The sequence below is a fragment of the Rhodosalinus sp. 5P4 genome (assembly GCF_041365695.1).
Taxonomy (GTDB): Bacteria; Pseudomonadota; Alphaproteobacteria; order Rhodobacterales; family Rhodobacteraceae; genus Rhodosalinus.
Genome location: NZ_JBGFSJ010000001.1, coordinates 518,617 through 535,560 on the forward strand (window position 1 = coordinate 518,617; position 16,944 = coordinate 535,560).

The 16,944-nt window shown below is 68.7% G+C and carries 14 protein-coding genes and 1 pseudogene; 3 read left to right on the top strand and 12 right to left on the bottom strand.

Features of this window, described 5'->3' with window-relative positions:
* Positions 1–31 precede the first annotated feature (31 nt).
* Complete coding sequence (locus AB6A69_RS02535) at positions 32–2,395, top strand: choice-of-anchor F family protein (protein ID WP_371059535.1); 2,364 nt, start codon at positions 32–34, stop codon at positions 2,393–2,395.
* A gap of 448 nt (positions 2,396–2,843) precedes the next feature.
* On the opposite strand, the gene AB6A69_RS02540 is transcribed toward AB6A69_RS02535, so the two are convergent.
* The gene (locus tag AB6A69_RS02540) at positions 2,844–3,179 is read right to left on the bottom strand and encodes a hypothetical protein (RefSeq protein ID WP_371059536.1); all 336 of its coding nucleotides are present in this window, start codon (positions 3,177–3,179) and stop codon (positions 2,844–2,846) included.
* A gap of 263 nt (positions 3,180–3,442) precedes the next feature.
* Between AB6A69_RS02540 and AB6A69_RS02545 the strand changes: the two are divergent.
* Positions 3,443–4,614 (top strand): annotated as a pseudogene (locus tag AB6A69_RS02545) (IS256 family transposase); the annotation flags it as partial.
* Positions 4,615–4,780: 166 nt separating this feature from the next.
* Here the strand turns inward: AB6A69_RS02545 and AB6A69_RS02550 are convergent.
* The 9 genes from AB6A69_RS02550 to AB6A69_RS02590 all read right to left on the bottom strand — a co-directional run bounded on the left by AB6A69_RS02550 (position 4,781) and on the right by AB6A69_RS02590 (position 13,309).
* On the bottom strand, positions 4,781–5,185 hold the full coding sequence (locus tag AB6A69_RS02550) for a DUF4149 domain-containing protein (protein WP_371059537.1): 405 nt from the start codon (positions 5,183–5,185) through the stop codon (positions 4,781–4,783).
* Complete coding sequence (gene ubiG, locus AB6A69_RS02555; RefSeq protein WP_371059538.1) at positions 5,179–5,901, bottom strand: bifunctional 2-polyprenyl-6-hydroxyphenol methylase/3-demethylubiquinol 3-O-methyltransferase UbiG; 723 nt, start codon at positions 5,899–5,901, stop codon at positions 5,179–5,181. The genes AB6A69_RS02550 and ubiG overlap by 7 nt, the downstream gene beginning before the upstream one ends.
* Complete coding sequence (locus AB6A69_RS02560; protein WP_371059540.1) at positions 5,891–6,712, bottom strand: isoprenylcysteine carboxylmethyltransferase family protein; 822 nt, start codon at positions 6,710–6,712, stop codon at positions 5,891–5,893. Before AB6A69_RS02560 ends, ubiG begins: the two co-directional genes overlap by 11 nt.
* Positions 6,709–7,644, bottom strand: a complete 936-nt coding sequence (locus AB6A69_RS02565; protein ID WP_371059541.1) for an NAD(P)/FAD-dependent oxidoreductase — start codon at positions 7,642–7,644, stop codon at positions 6,709–6,711. Before AB6A69_RS02565 ends, AB6A69_RS02560 begins: the two co-directional genes overlap by 4 nt.
* Positions 7,641–8,858 carry an FAD-binding domain-containing protein gene (locus AB6A69_RS02570; protein WP_371059542.1) on the bottom strand — a complete coding sequence of 406 codons (1,218 nt, stop codon included), beginning with the start codon at positions 8,856–8,858 and terminating at the stop codon, positions 7,641–7,643. Before AB6A69_RS02570 ends, AB6A69_RS02565 begins: the two co-directional genes overlap by 4 nt.
* A gap of 282 nt (positions 8,859–9,140) precedes the next feature.
* A complete protein-coding gene (locus tag AB6A69_RS02575; protein ID WP_371059543.1) occupies positions 9,141–11,024 on the bottom strand; it encodes a PHA/PHB synthase family protein in 1,884 nt (627 codons plus the stop codon).
* Positions 11,025–11,080: 56 nt separating this feature from the next.
* Positions 11,081–11,812 (bottom strand): acetoacetyl-CoA reductase, encoded by a 732-nt coding sequence (gene phbB, locus AB6A69_RS02580; protein ID WP_371059544.1) that lies wholly within the window; start codon positions 11,810–11,812, stop codon positions 11,081–11,083.
* A gap of 34 nt (positions 11,813–11,846) precedes the next feature.
* A complete protein-coding gene (locus AB6A69_RS02585) occupies positions 11,847–13,034 on the bottom strand; it encodes an acetyl-CoA C-acyltransferase (RefSeq protein ID WP_371059545.1) in 1,188 nt (395 codons plus the stop codon).
* Between the two features lie 20 nt (positions 13,035–13,054).
* Positions 13,055–13,309, bottom strand: a complete 255-nt coding sequence (locus AB6A69_RS02590; protein ID WP_371038633.1) for a hypothetical protein — start codon at positions 13,307–13,309, stop codon at positions 13,055–13,057.
* Between the two features lie 286 nt (positions 13,310–13,595).
* Between AB6A69_RS02590 and AB6A69_RS02595 the strand changes: the two genes are divergently transcribed.
* Entirely contained in the window at positions 13,596–14,006 is a 411-nt protein-coding gene (locus tag AB6A69_RS02595) for a CBS domain-containing protein (RefSeq protein ID WP_371059546.1), read from the top strand.
* Positions 14,007–14,023: 17 nt separating this feature from the next.
* On the opposite strand, the gene AB6A69_RS02600 is transcribed toward AB6A69_RS02595, so the two are convergent.
* Both AB6A69_RS02600 and AB6A69_RS02605 read right to left on the bottom strand, forming a co-directional pair.
* Positions 14,024–14,767: a Crp/Fnr family transcriptional regulator gene (locus AB6A69_RS02600; RefSeq protein ID WP_371059547.1), complete on the bottom strand. Its 744-nt coding sequence runs from the start codon at positions 14,765–14,767 to the stop codon at positions 14,024–14,026.
* A gap of 292 nt (positions 14,768–15,059) precedes the next feature.
* Positions 15,060–16,820 (bottom strand): SLC13 family permease, encoded by a 1,761-nt coding sequence (locus tag AB6A69_RS02605; RefSeq protein ID WP_371059549.1) that lies wholly within the window; start codon positions 16,818–16,820, stop codon positions 15,060–15,062.
* Positions 16,821–16,944: the final 124 nt, after the last annotated feature.

The window sequence follows — 16,944 nt, forward strand, 5'->3', positions numbered from 1 at the left end:
GAAACCCGGCGCAGCAGCAAGTGGAGTTGACATGCAAAAGAGTGACACGGGGCTTCTGGCTAGATTGCGCGTTGGGGTATCGCCCCTCGTTCTGGCGGCTCTCGCGGCCGGACCGGTCTGGGCGGGAACGCTGGACGACGACGTGCTGGCGGGAACATCGGGGGATGGCCTGATCCTCGTCGACGAGGAAGAGGGCGTGGTCGCGCCGGGCATCAAGGCCGTGACCTTCACGCGCACGCGCATCGAGGATCCCGAGAACGAAGGAGAGTTCCTTTTCCTCGATCCTTTCCCCGTGTTCCTCACAGACTACTCGGCCCTCACTTTCCGCGGCGAGATGACGAACTGCCTGATGGCCAGCAATCCCGACGTCTACTGCGACTCCGAGCGGGGATCCGGCAAGCGCATCAAGACGCTGCTGACCGGACCGACGCCCTTGGACCTTATCCTGTCGACCACGCCGGGGACCTTGCCGGGCGAGACGATCACGCTCCAGGGCGCGGAGGGGCCCGTCGAGGTCGACACGTCGAGCGTCGATTATTTCACCTTCGGCAAGATCGAAAACTTCACCGGAGCGCGGATCACCGGCTTTTCCGTCGAACTGCTCGACATGGACGGCACGCCCATGGGCGAACTCGACGCCGCCGACGCCGTCCTCTTCAATCTCGACACGACGGAGATCGGCCTCGGCGGACGGCTGGTCGACGGGCTTTTCGGCGCGGGCGGCAACGAGGGAGAGATCGGGTTCTTCACGACGAACACGGCCGATCCTGAAAGCACCGTCAATCGCGCCGGGTTCAGCAACGATTTCACGATCGACGTGCTGGATTTCGGCCCCGGGGAGACTGCGCTGCTCTCGCAGGCGGATTATACCGTGTTCTTCGGGGAGGCGTTTCTTGCCGACAACATGGTGCCCGACGGGTTGTTCTGGGACGACAACGACAATCCCGACGACGAGTCCGCGCTGGTGGCATGGTACAATGTCGGCGCGGATCAGTGGACCTACGGAAGCCTCGCCCCCGACGCGGGCATCGATGCGCGCCTCGACGAGCTTGCCGCCGCGCTCGGTGTCGACGCGGACGATCTCGCCTACGCGCCCGGCGCTCCGGTCCCCGACGCGATCCTCGAACGCGCCGAGAGCAACGGGCTTTTCGGCGTCGACAGGATCGAGGATCTGCGCAACGCCAACCTGAACTACACGATCACGGTCGGCAACGTCGAGGACGGGCAGTTTATCCTTCGCTACGCACCGCGCTTCGCGCAGATCGTGGAAGAGACCCGGACGCCCTACCAGTTCAGCGTGGCGGGTGCGCTCGATTCGGCGAACATTCCCTATCTCGGCGCCGACGAGGGCTACCTGACGACGATCGACGATATCCTCGCGATCGAGGAACCGGCCGAGCAGAACACAGCGCTGGAGCGTCTGGGCTACAGTTTTCTCGGCGCCTATGGCGGGCTCGGCTACGAACTGGCCCGCAACCAGGTCCACGCCCTCGGCACTCCGGCGGGGGTCGGCGCGGCGGGCAGCGCCACCGTCTCGACCCAGGGCAGCCCCTGGTGGCAGATGGGTGAAAGCATGCAGGGCTTCGTCTCGCTCGGCGGCAGCACCGGCGAGGTCTCCGGCACGTCGACGGGCGGCGATTACGACTTCACCACGACCGACGTGAGCTTCGGGCTCAAGACGACGCTGGCGGACGGGCTCGATGGCGGGCTGATGCTCGGTTACGGCCGTGCCGACGCCGACATCGACGACTCCCGCGGCTCGCTCGACGCCGAGGGGTTCGCCTTCGGCGGCTTCATCGAGGGACCCATCGGCGCCGCCGGCAGTTTCCGCGCCTTCGCCGGCGTCCAGAACCTCGACTTCGACAGCGAGCGCAACATCGACATTCCGGGCTTCACCGGGACAGCCACCGGCGACACCGACGGCACGGTGACCTTCGCGGGGATCAGCGCCGACTACATGGCGGTGCGCGGGGCCGGCTACGCCTTCGGCCCGATGGGATCGATCGAGATCTACAACACCTCGGTGGATGGGTTCGACGAAACCGGGGCCGGGATCTACAACCTCTCGGTCGAGGATTTCGACGACAGCTTCACGCTGGCGCGTCTGGGCGCCCGCGGCGAAGCGATGCTGGGCCAGGCCACGCTGCGCGGACATGTCGCCTATGCCAGCCGCAACGGCAGCGATGAGAGCGTGCAAACCGCGTTCGACAATATCCTGGTCGCCAGCACGCCGCTCGACGGCAAGGATGACGACTGGCTGGATATCGGCCTCGGGGTGTCGATGCCGCTTGGCGGCAGCGGGTCGCAAACCTCGCTCGATGCCGAGTATCGCGGCGCGTTCTCGGACGACTACACCAGCCATGGCGCGCGCCTGTCGCTGCAGATGCGCTTCTGAACGACGGGCCGGCCGGGATCTTTTTCCGGCCGGCCTTGCCCGTCACGACGGCGTTGGTTCGTGGAAGACCAGCACGAATACAGACTGGCATCTGTGCGTGGGCCGTGTCGTCGAACTTTCTTGCGACAGCGGTTATGGCGGGAGGTGCGTCCATTTGGCGTGACATCGGCGCCGGGTGAAAAGGGCTCCTCGATCAATTCGTCGGTTCCGCCTTGTTCCCGACCACCCTACAGAGAAAGAACCACACAGAAACCGGGTGTGCCAACGCGGACAATCCGACGACGCCTTTGGCGATAAAGATGGCAACATGCCGATGCGGAACGCCTCTCGATCAATACCATTCAGACGGGTTATCGACGCGATACCGCTTTTTCTAGTGGACTTTCGCCTGCGGCACAATTTCGCCATTTTTTTTACATTATGATTCTTGAATGTGATAGGAATGCAATCACGCCACCCAGAAACAGGAAAGTAAACAGGTATGAGACACGGACTTCTGGCAAGCGCCGCCCTCATTGCATCGGTGATTTCGACGACCGCCGTGAATGCGGCACACAACAACCCCTGGGCCGGCCCGGACGACACGGTTCTCGCCAAGAAGCACGACACCAATCAGGCGAAGAAGCCCGGTACAGGCCAAGGCGAAATGCGGGGCGACCAAGCGCAAACGGGCGCGGAGCGTGACGGCGATCGTGGCCAGGGCGCTGCCGATCACGGTGGTGCCGGGCATGGCGGTGGCCACGGCGGCGGCGATGGTCACGGAGGCGGTGGTGCTGGTGGCCACGGCGGCAACGGTCGCGGCCAGTAAGCATCAAGCGAACCGCCGCTTAGGCGGCGGTTCATTCCTCACGGCCATTGCGGCGCAAGGTGGCGCAGCATGCCGTCGACAAGTGGGACGCTGCTGACGCCATCCGGGCGGAGGGCCGTTTTCTTGAAATGCGCTTAAGACTCCGGCGGGCCCTAAGCTTGGTAACGAATCTCTGCCCGCGGCGCAGCGGCTGATGGAATTCGACCGTGAAGTGATCGATCCGGGGGATCGATCATTGGGAGAATGAGGTGGCCGCCGTGTGCGGTGCCGGGCACGGCGAGCGCAGCTCGGAGCGGGAGAACCAGCGCAACGGCTACCGACCGCGGCAACGGGATACCCGGGCAGGCACCATCGGCCTGAACATCCCTAAGCTGCGCAAGGGCAGTTACTTCCCGACCTTCCTGGAGCCGCGCCGGACGGCGGAGAAGGCGCTGATGGCGCTCGACCATTGTTCTTGAACCAATGGCGAACAAGGGCTCGCTCCAGGAAGCCTATATCCACGGTGTTTCCACGCGCGCCGTCGACGATCTGGTGCGCGCGATGGGGCTGACGGGCACCTCCAAGAGCCAGGTCAGCCGGCTCTGCGAGGAGATCGACGAGCGGGTGCAGGCGTTCCTGAACCGCCCCCTCGAGGGTGACTGGCGCTCGCCATTGTTGCTCGAACCAATGGCGCAACAAGGCTCGCCTCTGGCTCGACGCTACTTACGTGAAGCTGCGCGAGGGCGGGCGGATCGTCTCGATGGCGGTGATAGTGGCCGTGGCGGTCAACACGGACGGACGGCGCGAGGTCCTGGGGATCACGGTCCTGCCCTCCGAGGCCGAGACGTTCTGGGCCGACTTCCTCCGCTCCCTGACCAGGCGCGGCCTGCGGGGCGTGCAGATGGTGATCAGCGACGCCCACGAGGGCCTGAAGGCCGCCGCACGCAAAGTCCTTGGCGCCGGCTGGCAGTGCTGCCGCGTGCATTTCCAGCGCAACCTCCTGGCTCGTGTGGGCAAGGCCCACAAGCCCGTGGTCAGCGCCGTGGTGAAGACCGTCTTCGCCGAGAAGGACCGCGACCAGGCCCATGCCCGCTGGCGCGAGGTCGCCGACAGCCTGCGCGAGCGGTTCCGCGATGTCGCGGAGCTCATGGATGAGGCCGAGCACGACGTGCTGGCCTACATGGCCTTCGACGAGAGCCTGCGCTCGAAACTGCACAGCACGAACCCGCTGGAGCGCGTCAACAAGGAGATCAAGCGGCGCACCAACGTCGTCGGGATCTTCCCGAACCGCGAGGCCGTGATCCGCCTCGTCGGCGCACTCATGCTGGAGCAAAATGACGAGTGGGCCGTCTCTCGCCGCTACATGCCCGTGGAAAAGCTGACGGCCATGTGCAACAATGACGACGAGACGGTCATGATCGCCGCACAGTGAACGAGCAACACCAGCTATGAAGAAGCAGGTGGACGCCAGTTCCTACACCACCTCCCGGGACACTACCCAACCGTCACGCCCCCAAGCCGGACCGTCACGCGCTGCGGCACGGGCTCCAGCGCCGGCGGGCGCGGGTAGGACTGGACGTTCTCACGCGGCAGGTCGGTCACGCGAGCCCTCCGCCGGCGAAGCGCGCCAGGACATAGGCCGAGATTACGACATGGGCGAGGGTGATGACGACGGAAAGCCCGTGCAGCCACTTGAAGCGCGCCTTCGCGCCCGTGTCGGTGGCGCGGTTGATGGCCGGCATCAGGATCTGCCGCGTGGGCAGCGTCGTGGCCGCGACCAGCGCGAGCAGCCCGGCCGCAAGCGGGTCGACGGGCCACGCGAGCGCGGCCGCCGCCGCGGCGACGCCCATGACGAAAAGATAGAACAGTGGAAAGGCGCGCCGGATCGTCGTGCCGGCCACGTCCGGCGGCAGGGCGGTGAACAGGAAGGCCGCGAAACCGAAGGAATAAAGCACCATGCCCCCGAAAAGAAGCGCGGTGGCGAGAAGCGCCGCGGTCAGCATGAGACATCTCCGCTTGCGAGGGCGGGCCGCCGGGCGAGGCCCATGTAGAGGATCGCGGTGAGGGGCAGGGGCCCGAAGGTCAGGTCCAGGCGGCGGTCGATGCCGCGCGGCCCGAGGCCGGTCATCGGCCCCGGCGCGAGGCCCGCGCCCTCCATCGCGCGCGAAAGCTCCCGCGGCTTGATGAACATCGCGGGATCGTGCGTCCCGCGCGGCAGAAGGCGCAGCAGATCCTCGGCCAAGGTGATGGTGGCGAACCGCGCCAGCGGGTTGCGGTTGATCGTGTCGTAGAGAAAGCACCCGCCCGGACGCAGCACGCGTGCCACCTCCGCGAGCACCCGGTCGAGGTCGGCCACATGTTCGAGCACGTCGACGCAGACCACGGCATCGAAGGCCGCGTCGTCGTATGGCAGGGCCTCGCCCACGCCGACATCGTAGCGGATCCCGAGCCCTTGGGCGTCCGCGTGGCGGCGCGCGGCCTCCACCGCCTCGGCGGCGGGGTCGATCCCGGTGACCCGCGCGCCGCGCCCGGCCATCGCCTCCGCCATGAAGCCGCCGGCGCATCCCAGGTCCAGCACGTCCTTTCCCGCCCAGTCGATATGCCGGTCGAACCATTCCAGACGCCCCGGCACGAGATTCTTGAGCGTGCGCACCCAGCGCAGCTCGCCCGACCACCATCGGTCGGCCACGGCGTCGTAGATCGTCAGGTCATTTCGCATCGGCATTGTCCCGTGTCGGTCTGGGCCGCGGCACCACATAGGGCACGGAGGCGCGGTACCGCGCGAACCGGTCGCCGTAGCGCGCGGCGAAGCGCCGTTCCTTCAGGCGCGGGGCCAGCAGGCAATAGGCGGTGTAGCTGACGGCGAGGGCGAGCTGGTCCAGCGTCCAGACCGGCACCGTCCAGAGCGTGAGCGCGAACGCCACGTAGATCGGCTGCCGTATCACGCGGAACAGGCCCTGCGTCGGCATGTCGGGAAAGACCGGACGGATCCGCGCCATCAGCGACATCCATCCCAGCGCGCCCGACTGCACCTCCGCGCCGGCGTCGAAGCTTGCCTTGATCAGCAACAGCCAGCTTGCGGCATAGGCCGCGCAGATCGCCCAGAACGCCGCGCCCTCGGCCCGCCACCAGACGATGCCCGAGGGTGTCCAGAGCGCGAAGAGCGCCAGCAGCTGCGCCGAGGCGATGATGGCATAGGTGGTAGTGGCGAGCGTCGCGCCGTGCGGGCCGGGGATCAGCCGCGTCAGCCAACGCCCGCCCGGACCGGTCAGCAGGAACGAATGGGCAAGCGGAAACTGGGCGATCAGCGCCGCGTTGGCCAGCAGCGCCCAGGGCCACGGGACGGTGCCGAAGCTTTCGCTCAGCCCGAAGAACATGGCGGCGATCATCGCCAGCACGGCCGCCGCGAAAAGCGTGTGGCAGAGCAGCCCCAGCCCGAGCGCGAGGGCGATGCGCCCGGCGCCCGGCGGTGGACGCAGCGCGGAACCGATCAGGGCGAGCAGCCGGGCGATCCGGGGGTCATCGGTCATGGCATGCGCTCCAGCAGGGTGTCGGCGGCGGCGGTGCCGCTGGTCCAGGCCGCCTCGACGCGCGGGCCGAGGCACCAGTCCCCGGCAAGGCAAAGCGTGCCATCCGCTGCCGCGAGGCAGGGCTGGCCGAGCGGCGCGGTGACGTGGGCGTAGCGCCAGCGATGCGCCGCGGCGTGGACCGCGCGGTCGGGCGCGGTGCCCAGCCTGTCGCAGAGCAGGGGCAGCATTGCCGCGGCGATATCGTCCGGGTCGTCTTCGAGGTGGCGCCGGCTGAACGCGGCACTCGCCTGCGCGACCCACGCCACCGCGTCCGATGCGGGGCGGCCCGGTTTGCTGCTGTCCTGGGCAATCCAGGAGAGCGGATCATCCGGGTCGCACCGCGTGACGAAGGGGGCAGGCGCGCTCAGCGCCGCCATGAGTGTCAGGGAGGGGGCGAACCCGACGGCGGCCAGCGGCGCGACCAGCGGATGATCCGCACCCAGCAGTCCCGCCACTTGCGGCGCGGGGACGGTCACAACGACGCGGGCGGCCCGGTGCCAGGCGTCGCGCACGCGCAGCATCCACGCGCCCTCGTCGGGGCGCAGGGCGGTGACCTCGGCCCGCTGGCGCACCTCGAGACCCTGTGCGAGCGCCTTGGCGAGCGACGACATCCCTGGCGTGCCGACCCAACGGCCGCGCCCGGAGCCGTCCTGCCAGCGCGCCACAGCCTCGCGGGTTTCAGCCGCGTCGAGCACCGCGGCAAAGGCATCCCCGCGCACCGTGACGTACTGCGCGCCGTGGTCGAATTGCAGCCCGTCGGCGCGCCGGGTGGCGACCCGCCCGCCGATGCCGCGCCCCTTGTCGAACAGCACCGGCACCAGCCCCGCCCCGGCAAGCCGCCGCGCACAGGCGATGCCGGCGATTCCGGCCCCCACGATTGCCACGTCCATCATGCCTCGACCGTCCGTTCGAGGATCTGCGGGATCTTCTTCTTCACCTTGAAGAACCCGGCGGTCGCGTGGGGCCAGATCGCGCTGTCCCAGTCGCGGCGCCACTCGCGGATCGCGATGCCACGCGCCTCGAGCGCCGGCCGCGCCTCCATCAGCCAGTCATGCAGCGGACCGCGCGTCACATAGGGCGTGACGATCTGCGTGGCCCCCGCCTCGGCCGCCCAGCGAGCGAGAAGATCCGGGTGATCGGCGCGCAATCTGGCGGGCGAGACGCCCGCCCGGGCCGCCGCGTCGGCGAGCGCATCGGCCTCGAACCGCGCGACGGCCTCCGCCACGGGCCGGGGCGAGCGCAGGTGGCTGGCCGCCAGCGTGGCGGTGCCGCGGATGTCGAGACCGGCGAGGTCGAACTCCTCGACGCGGCAATCCTCGTCGGTGATCAGAAGCGCGGCGGGCGCGTGCGCGTCGGGTTCAGCGACCTCGCGCAGCGGCTGGACTGGGGGCAGCCCGTCGGGCTCTTCCGCCTCAAGGCCCTCGGTCACCTCTGCCAGATCGCGCTCGCGCGGGGTGAAGCGGCCGCCGGTGAACTTGGCGATGTTCCAGGCCTGCGCGCGGTAGGGCTTGCCGCGCGTATGCAGCCCCGCCACCCAGCGCCAGCCCAGCGTGTTCGAGGCCGCATCCCCGTCGAGCAGGTGGCGGTAGAAGAAGTCGGCGCCCAGACGCCAGGGCAGTTCCAGCGTGAAGATCCAGATCGAGGCGAACCACATCCGCGCGTGGTTGTGCAGATACCCGGTCTCGACCAGTTCCTCGGCCCAGGCGTCGAAACACGCCAGCCCGGTCCGCCCCTCCTCGGCGCGGCCCACGTCGCGCCGGAGGCGGCGGTCGAGATCGAGGGTCTCCAGATCGGCCCGGACGCCCTCGGCATAGCGGGTCCAGACTTGGGGCCGGCGTTCCAGCCAGCCCTTGAAATAGCCGCGCCAGATCACTTCCTGGACGAATTTCTCGGCGTTCTCGGGGCCGTGGGCGGCCAGCGCGGCGGCCGCGACCTCTTCTTCGGTGACGAGCCTGCGCCGGATATAGGGCGACAGGACGGAGACGTCCTTGTGCCGGCCGGGCCCCCGGTCATGGTTGCGCCCGTTGGCGTAGCGCCGGCCCATGGCTGGCACGAAGTTTTCCAGGCGTTCCAGCCCATGGGCGCGTGTGGCGATGGGGCGATGCATCTCTCTGCCGTATCCGGTTACCGGTGTCCGGCGCAGATGTTTCGCGGCGCCGGCGGGTCAACACCATGCGACGGGGTGTCCCCGGATTCCTTCAATGGACATCGCGCGGCCGGGCAGGGCGCCGCGCCGTCCGTGCCGGCACGCATCGCGGGTCTTTCCGGCCCATGTCCGGGTGCTCGCGCCGCGTGCGAGCCCGTGCCCGCGTCTTGCCGCGCGACGGGCTGGGAGGTGTCGGCGGGCCGGGCGCGAGCCCTTCGCGCCGCGCCCCCATGCCGCCGCGCCTCAGCGCTGGAACACGTAGGCGCCGGGCGCCTCCTCGATCGGGCGATAGCGGCCCGACGTGGTGCCCATGGCGGGCGGCGCCACCTCCTTCGAGGAGCGTTCGCCGAGCCATGCGGTCAGCGCGGGCCACCAGGAGCCCTCCTGCCGTTCCGCCGACGCCTGCCACGCCTCGGGCGAGAGATAGGGCTCCCCGTCCTCGGTGGTGCGTATCCGGTACTCCCGGCCGTCATGGCCGGGCTCGCTGATGATGCCGGCGTTGTGGCCGCCATTGGTCAGCACGAAGGTGAGCTGCGTGTCGGCAAGCAGGTGCAGCTTGTAGACCGATTGCCAGGGCGCGACGTGATCCGACGTGGTCGAGACGCAGAAGATCGGCGCGTGGATGTCGCCGACCGTCACGGGCTTGCCGTTCAGCCGGTACTTGCCTTCCGCGAGTTCGTTGCCCAGGAAGATCTTGCGCAGGTACTCGCTCTGCATCCGGTAGGGCATCCGCGTCGCGTCGGCGTTCCACGCCATCAGGTCGAACATCTCCTGCCGGCGCCCCATCAGGTACTCGTGGACGTAGCGCGACCAGATCAGGTCCGCCGAGCGCAGCAACTGGAACGCCCCGGCCATCTGCTTGGTGTCGAGATAGCCCTGGTCCCACATCATGTTCTCGAGAAACGCGACCTCGCTTTCGCTGACGAAGAGCTGAAGTTCTCCCGGCTCCTCGAAATCGGTCTGCGTGGCGAAGAGCGTCAGCGAGGCCAGCCTGTCGTCGCCGTCGCGCGCCATCTGCGCCGCCTTGGCCGCCATCAGCGTGCCGCCGAGGCAGTAGCCGACACCGTGGATCTTGCGGTCCGGCACGATCGCGCCCACCGCGTCCAACGCCTCGGCCACCGCGTCGAAATAGTCGTCCATCCCCTTGTCGCGATCCTCGGCCGTGGGGTTGCGCCACGACACCATGAAGACCGTGAACCCCTGCTCGACGAGGTATTTCACCAGCGAGTTGTGCGGGCTGAGATCGAGGATGTAGTATTTCATGATCCAGGCCGGGACGATCAGAAGCGGTTCGGCCTTCACCTTGTCCGTCTGCGGCGCGTACTGGATCAGTTCCAGAAGCCGGTTGCGGTAGACGACCTTGCCGGGCGTGACGGCGACGTCGCGCCCCGGCAGGTAGTCCTCGGTGCCCACGGGCAGCTTGCCCGAGATCGCGCGCTCCCAGTCTTCCAGGAAGTGCTCGGCGCCGCGCACGAGATTGGCGCCGCCTTCGCGGAACGTCGCCGCCGCGACCTCGGGATTGGTCGCCACGAAATTCGACGGCGACATCATGTCGAGTATCTGCCGGGTGACGAACGAGACCACCTGCTCCTGGCGGGGGGTCACGCCGTCGATGTCGCAGGCCGCGTTGTACCACCATTGCTGGTTCAGCAGGAAAGCCTGGTAGATGGCGTTGTAGGGCCAGCGCGTCCAGCCCTCGTCCTCGAAGCGGTGGTCGTGGGGCAGGGGCTCGATGCAGGGCTCCGCGCCGGGATCCCGGGCGAGCTGGCCCGCGTAGACGCCGAAGCGCATCGCCTTGCGCGCGGCCTTCTCGGCCAGCTGGACCTGCTTTCCGGGCGATCCGGCAAGGTGGGTCCACCACGTGAAGAAGGTGGAGGCGAGGCCATAGGGCGACACACCGAGGGTGAAGCGCGCCAGATGCGCGTTGGCGGCCTGGTCGAGGCTCTTGGTGCTGTACCGGTCGGGCGCCTCGAGCGGCGAGGTGTGGACGATTTCGGGCGGCTCGGCGTCGAGGCCACTACGCGCCTCGCGCGGCGTGGACCGTTCGGCCTGCGCCTCGTCCGCGTCAGGCTTCCGGGCCTTCTCCGCCTTGGCGGAACGGGGGGTCTCGTGCTTGGTGTCGGGCATGACTGCTCCTTTCGAACCTTCGCCGCCGCGTTTTTCCGGGCCGGTCGCGCCCCAGTCTACCCCATCCGGAGCCCGCCGTTCACCGCAAGAGTGGTCCCGGTGATGAAACCCGCGTCATCGGAGGCGAGGAACCTCACGCAGCGCCCGATTTCCGGCGGTTCGGCGAGCCGCGAGAGCGGGATCATGTCCACGATGCCGTCCAGGATCTCGTCGGGCATGGCGCCCACCATCGGCGTGTCGGCATAGCCCGGGGCGATCGCGTTGACCGTGATGCCCTTGCCGGCCGTCTCTCGCGCGAGCGCGCGGGTGAAACCCTCGACGCCCGCCTTGGCCGCGCAGTAGTTGGTCTGGCCCGCCTGGCCCCGCGCCGCGTTCACCGACGAGATGTTGATGATCCGACCGAAGCCGCGCTCCCGCATGCCGTCGATCACCTGGCGCGTGACGTTGAACATGGATCCCAGATCGACCCGCATCACGGCGTCCCAATCCTCGCGGTCCATCTTGTGGAACATCATGTCCCGGTTCACGCCCGCGTTGTTCACGAGGATGTCGATCGGGCCCAGCGCCTCTTCCACCTCCGCGATGCCCTCGGCGCAGGCGTCGTAATCGGCCACGTCCCATTCGAAGACGGGCATGCCCGTCTCCTTCGCGAAGGCGTCCGCGCGCTCCCCGGCGCCAAGGTGCGTGGCGGCTACCGACGCGCCGCCCTCGGCAAGGGCGCGCGCGGCGGCGGCGCCCAGCCCCTGAACGCCGCCCGTCACCAGGGCCACTCTCTTCTCGGTCGTCATCGGTCGTCCTTTCCTTCTGGCTTGGCATCGAGGCTCAGGCGTCGCGCTCCAGCAGCAGCGCGATGCCCTGCCCGCCGCCGATGCACAGCGTCACGAGCCCCCGGCCCACGCTCTCGCGGTCCATGGCGTGCATCAGGCGGGTGGTGAGAATCGCGCCGGTCGCGCCGATTGGGTGCCCGAGCGCGATCGCGCCGCCGTCGGCGTTGACGATCTCCTCGGAAAGGCCGAATTCGTCGGTCAGCGCGATGGCGATGGCGGCGAAGGCCTCGTTGATCTCGGCCCGGCCGATATCGTCCATCGACCAGCCCGCGCGCTCGAGCGCCTGCCGGACGGCCGGCACCGGCCCGAGGCCGAACATGCCCGGCGCCACCGCGCCGACGCCCACGGCGGCGAGGCGTGCCGCAACCTGCAGGCCGTGCTCTTCGGCGAACTCGCGCGTGGCCACGATCATCGCGGCCGCCGCGGTGTTCAACCCGGGCGCATTGCCGGCGGTGATCGTGCCGTCCTCGCGGAAGGCCGGCCCGAGCCTGGCAAGCCCGTCCTCGGTGGCATCGGGCCGGTTCGCCTCGTCCTTGCGGAATTCGGTCTCGCCGCCCTTCGCGCGCACGCTCACCGGAACGATTTCTGCCTCGAACGCCCCGCGCTCCTGCGCCGCGATGAAGCGCGCCTGCGACCGGGCGGCCCAGGCGTCCTGCGCCTCGCGCGAGATCCCGCGCGCCGCGACGAGGTCCTCGGTATGCCAGCCCGAATGCTCGCCGGAAAAGGCGTCGTTCAGACCGTCGCGCAGCGTCGCGTCCTCGATCGTGCCCGGCCCCATGCGGTAGCCCCAGCGCGCCCGTCCGAGAAGATGCGGCCCCTGGTCCATGTTCTCCATGCCGCCCGCGATCATGCAGCGCGCATGGCCCAGCCACAGCTCCTGCGCCGCGGTCGCAATGGCCTGCGCGCCGGACCCGCAGACGCGGTTGACGGTCATCGCCGGTACCGCCTCGGGCAGCCCGCCATCGAGCGCGGCCTGCCGCGCCGGGTTCATGCCCGTGCCCGCGGTCACCACCTGGCCCATCACCACCCCGTCGACGAGGTCCGGCGCGAGATTGCTGCGGCGCAGCGTCTCGCGCACGACCGTGGCGCCGAGTTCGGTTGCGGGCCTGTCCTTGAGCGTGCCGCCGAATTTTCCGACGGGCGTGCGGACGGCGTGGCACAGAACCACTTGCGGCAGGGACATGCGGGGCTCCGATCTGGGGATCAGGTTTCGGGAAAGTCGGTGTCGGTGGGCTTGCCGCTGCCCGGCTTGCCGCTCCGGACGTTCCAGTGCGGATCCTTGCGCTTGATCCGGCGCGAGATCGCGTAGGCGGCCGGCCAGGTCAGAAGCAGCCCCGCGACGACGGCGGCCGCGATCGGGATCCAGCTGTAGAAACCGAGGGACAGCACCGTGATCACCAGCCCGCCCACGAGGACGGGCCCCGTCAAGAGCGTCACGACGATACTCAGGCGATCCATGTCGGCTCCTTCTCCGGCCCGTGCCGGGACCTGTCTCTCCTGCCGCGGAGCATGGTCGAAAAGGGGCCCGCGATCATTAACGCTCGTTAACGACCGCGGCGGCGCGGGGCTGCTTGACTGACGAGCGCTCAAGCTGACCCAGACGAAGCGAGACGGGCATGGGCATCGAGCCATATCCTGACGTAAAGCGCGGCCCCCGGCATCGCGCACCACTGCCGCGCGGCATCCGCATCCCGAGGCGGCTGGCCGCGTGGGCAACGCGGCGTGCGGGGTGTCGTTTCCTGCCATGAAGGTTCGCGAGATCATGTCGCGCCCCGTGGTCGCGATCTCCCCGTGGGGGTCGATCCGCACCGCCCTCGGCCTCATGCGCGAGAACGACATCGGCGCGCTTCCCGTGGTGGGCGAGGACATACTGGTGGGGATCGTCACGGATCGCGACATCGCCTTCGCGCTGGCCCGGGACGCCACCCGGGACACGCTTGTCTGCACGTTCATGACGCGGCATCCGGCAAGCTGCCGCGCCGATGAGGAGGTGGCCCGCGCCGCGGAGATCATGGGGGATCGGCAGGTCCGCCGGCTTCCGGTGCTCGACCGGGACGATCGCCTCGCGGGTGTCCTGTCGCTCGGCGATATCGCCGAGCGCGTGTCGGAGGAACTGGCCGGCCAGACCCTTGGCGAAATCTGTGAAAGGCGGTAGCGCCGCGCCGGCCCGGATCAGGCCGCGTGCGTGACTTCCCTGCGCAGCTCTTCGAGGTCGATCTCCGCGATCACGGCCAGCGCGTCGAGATCGTGAACGACGATGTCCATGTGGTCGCTGACCGACAGGATGTCCTGCCGTTCGAAGCGGCGGAAGGTCCGGCAGACATGGACCGAGGACAGCCCGACGAAATCGCCCAGCACCTGCTGCGTCATGGGGATGTGGAACTGCTTTTCCCCGACGAGGCCCGATGTGGACGTGCGCAGCCCGAGTTCCAGAAGCGCGTAGGCGATCCGGCAGTCGGCGTTGCTCCGTCCAAGGCGCAGCATGCGCTCTGCCATGCGCGCATCGCGCAACGCGAAGAGATCGTCCACGAGCCAGTGCGCGTCCGCATGCGCGCCGAGAAGCCGCTGCCAATCCCCGCGCGGGATGGAGGAAAGGGTGACATCCGTCAGCGCCCAGAGATCCGCCGTGGCGTGCTCCCCGCCCGCGGATCGCGGGTCGAAGACGTCGCCGGGAAGCAGGATGTCGATGATCTGGCGATGCCCTTCCATCGTGGACTTCGACAGGACCAGCCATCCCGAGACCACGAAACAGATCGCCGTGCCCTGCTTGCAGGAGACCGACAGCGTCCGGTCCGCGGGGATGTTGCGCCGGGTCGCCTCGATCAGGGCGCGCAGCGCCTGCGCCGCCTGCGGATCCGCAATGTCCCAGCGCGGCATCGCAAGCGGGCTCTTTCCGGCCGGGGTCTTCCTGGTCACTCGCATCTCTCCGGAAGGTCCAGATGGCATCGGCGGGTCACGGTCGGGGCGCATGTGGCCGCACGCTCCGTTCGGTGAGCACGTCGCACGGTTCCCGACATTCAGTGCATTCGATATCACATTCGGTGGCGAATGGCCATGAAATCGCCCGATTTGGCGCACCGGCCGGAAAAAGCGGGGAAAACGCCCACCGGGAGTGGCGGTCCTTTCGCAAGGAGTGCGGCAGGACAGGTCGGGCCTTTTCTTGTGCCACCGCGCGTTCCCGCCCGCGCAGTGCGACGGATCCCGGTCCTCACCAGATCATCGGCACGAGGACGAGCAGCACCGTCACGCAGATCAGCGTCAGCGGCGCGCCGGCACGGGCGTAATCGAAGAACCTGTAGCGTCCGGCGTCGTAGACCAGCAGGCAGGCCGGCTCCAGCGGCGAGATGAACGACACCGAGGCGGACAGCGTCACGAGAATCGCCAGCATCCGCGGGTCGAGCCCCAGCCCGTCGGCGGCCGCCACCGCGACCGGGATCACCGTCAGCGCGGCGGCCGCGTTGGACATCGGCTGGGTCAGCAAGACGGTCAGCAGGCTGAAGCCGGCCATCGCCGCGAACGGGCCGACGGGCGCGCTCCACCGCACGACGATATCGGCGAGGTAGGCCGCCGCGCCGCTTTCCTCCATCGCGAGCCCGAAGCCCGACATTGCCGCGATGAGCACGATGAGCCGCCATTCGATGAACCTGTAGGCTTCCGACATGGCGATGTTGCCGGCCAGGATCACGAAGAGCACCGCCACGAGGAACGCGAGCGACAGGGGCGCAAGGCCCAGGGCGCTGACGAGGATCGCCACCGCCATGGCCGCGAGCGCCCTGGTGCCTTCGCGCGGCGTGACGACCGGCGTCTCGACACGGGTGAGGACCTTAAGATCCGGATCGCCCCGCAGCGACGCCATGTGCCGTTCCGGGCCCTGAAGCAGAAGCACGTCGCCCGAGCGCAGCCGCAGGTTCTCGATCCGGGCCGGGCGGCTCCGCTCGCGCCGGTAGACGGCCAGCACGATGCCGCGGTAGCGGTCGAAAAAGCCGATCTGCTTGAGCGACTGCCCGACCAGCCGGGACTGCGGCGTCACCACCGCCTCCACCAGCACCGGGGTCACGTCGCCGCCGTATCGTTCGGAGAAGTGGCTGTCGGGCTCCAGCGTGAAATCGGAGGATTTCCTAAGCTTCATCAGACCGTCCCGCGTGGTCCGGATGATCAGCTCGTCGCCCGCGCGCAGCTTGCGGGAATGGTGCGGATCGCGCCTTTCGCGATCGCGAACGACGGACAGCAGGTCCGTGTCGAGCCCGTCGAAATCGAGGTTTCCGATGGCCTCGTCGATGGCCGAGGAGCCTTCGGGAAGGCCGAGCGTGGTGAAGAACCGTCGCGGTTCGGCGTTTCGCGCGGTCTCGACGGACCTCCGCGCAGGCAGAAGCCAATGCCCCGTCATCGCCAGCCACAGCAGCCCGGTCACCGACAGAACGGCGCCCACCGCGGCGAACTCGAAAAGCGAGAAGGGCTCCAGCCCGAGCCTTGATGCCATGCCGCTGCCCGCGAGGTTGGCCGAGGTGCCGATCAGCGTCGCCGATCCGCCGAGCATCGAGGCGAAGGCCAGCGGCATCAGGACCCGGCTCGCGCTGATCCCGGTGCGCCGGGCCGTCTCGATCGCCGCGGGCATCAGGATCGCGGTCGTGTTGGTGTTGCTCAGAAGGGCGGAACTGCCCGCGGACATGGACAGCAGCGTGAGTATCGATAGCCGCTCGTTGCCCTTTCCAAGGTCATGCGCGAATTTTCCCAGCCATTCCATCACCCCCGATTTCGCGACCGATCCCGCCAGTACCATGACCGACGCCAGCACGATGATGATTTCGCTGCCGAACCCCGTATAGGCGTCCGCCGGCGCGAGGATCCCGCTTGCGACGAGGGCCGCGAGCAATCCCAGCGCCGTGACGTCGGGCGAGACCAACTCCGTCGCGAAAAGGACCATCGCCGCCACCAGAAGCAGGAGGACAATCGCGATCTCGGGCGTCATCGTCTCCCCCGTCGGCCTGGCCCGGCGCGGCAGGCAGGATTCGCGGGCCATTTAAGCCGGTTTCGGCGCAAGGTGCGAGCGCCGCCCGTGATGCGCCCCGGTCGGCGCCGTGGCGTGAGCGAAA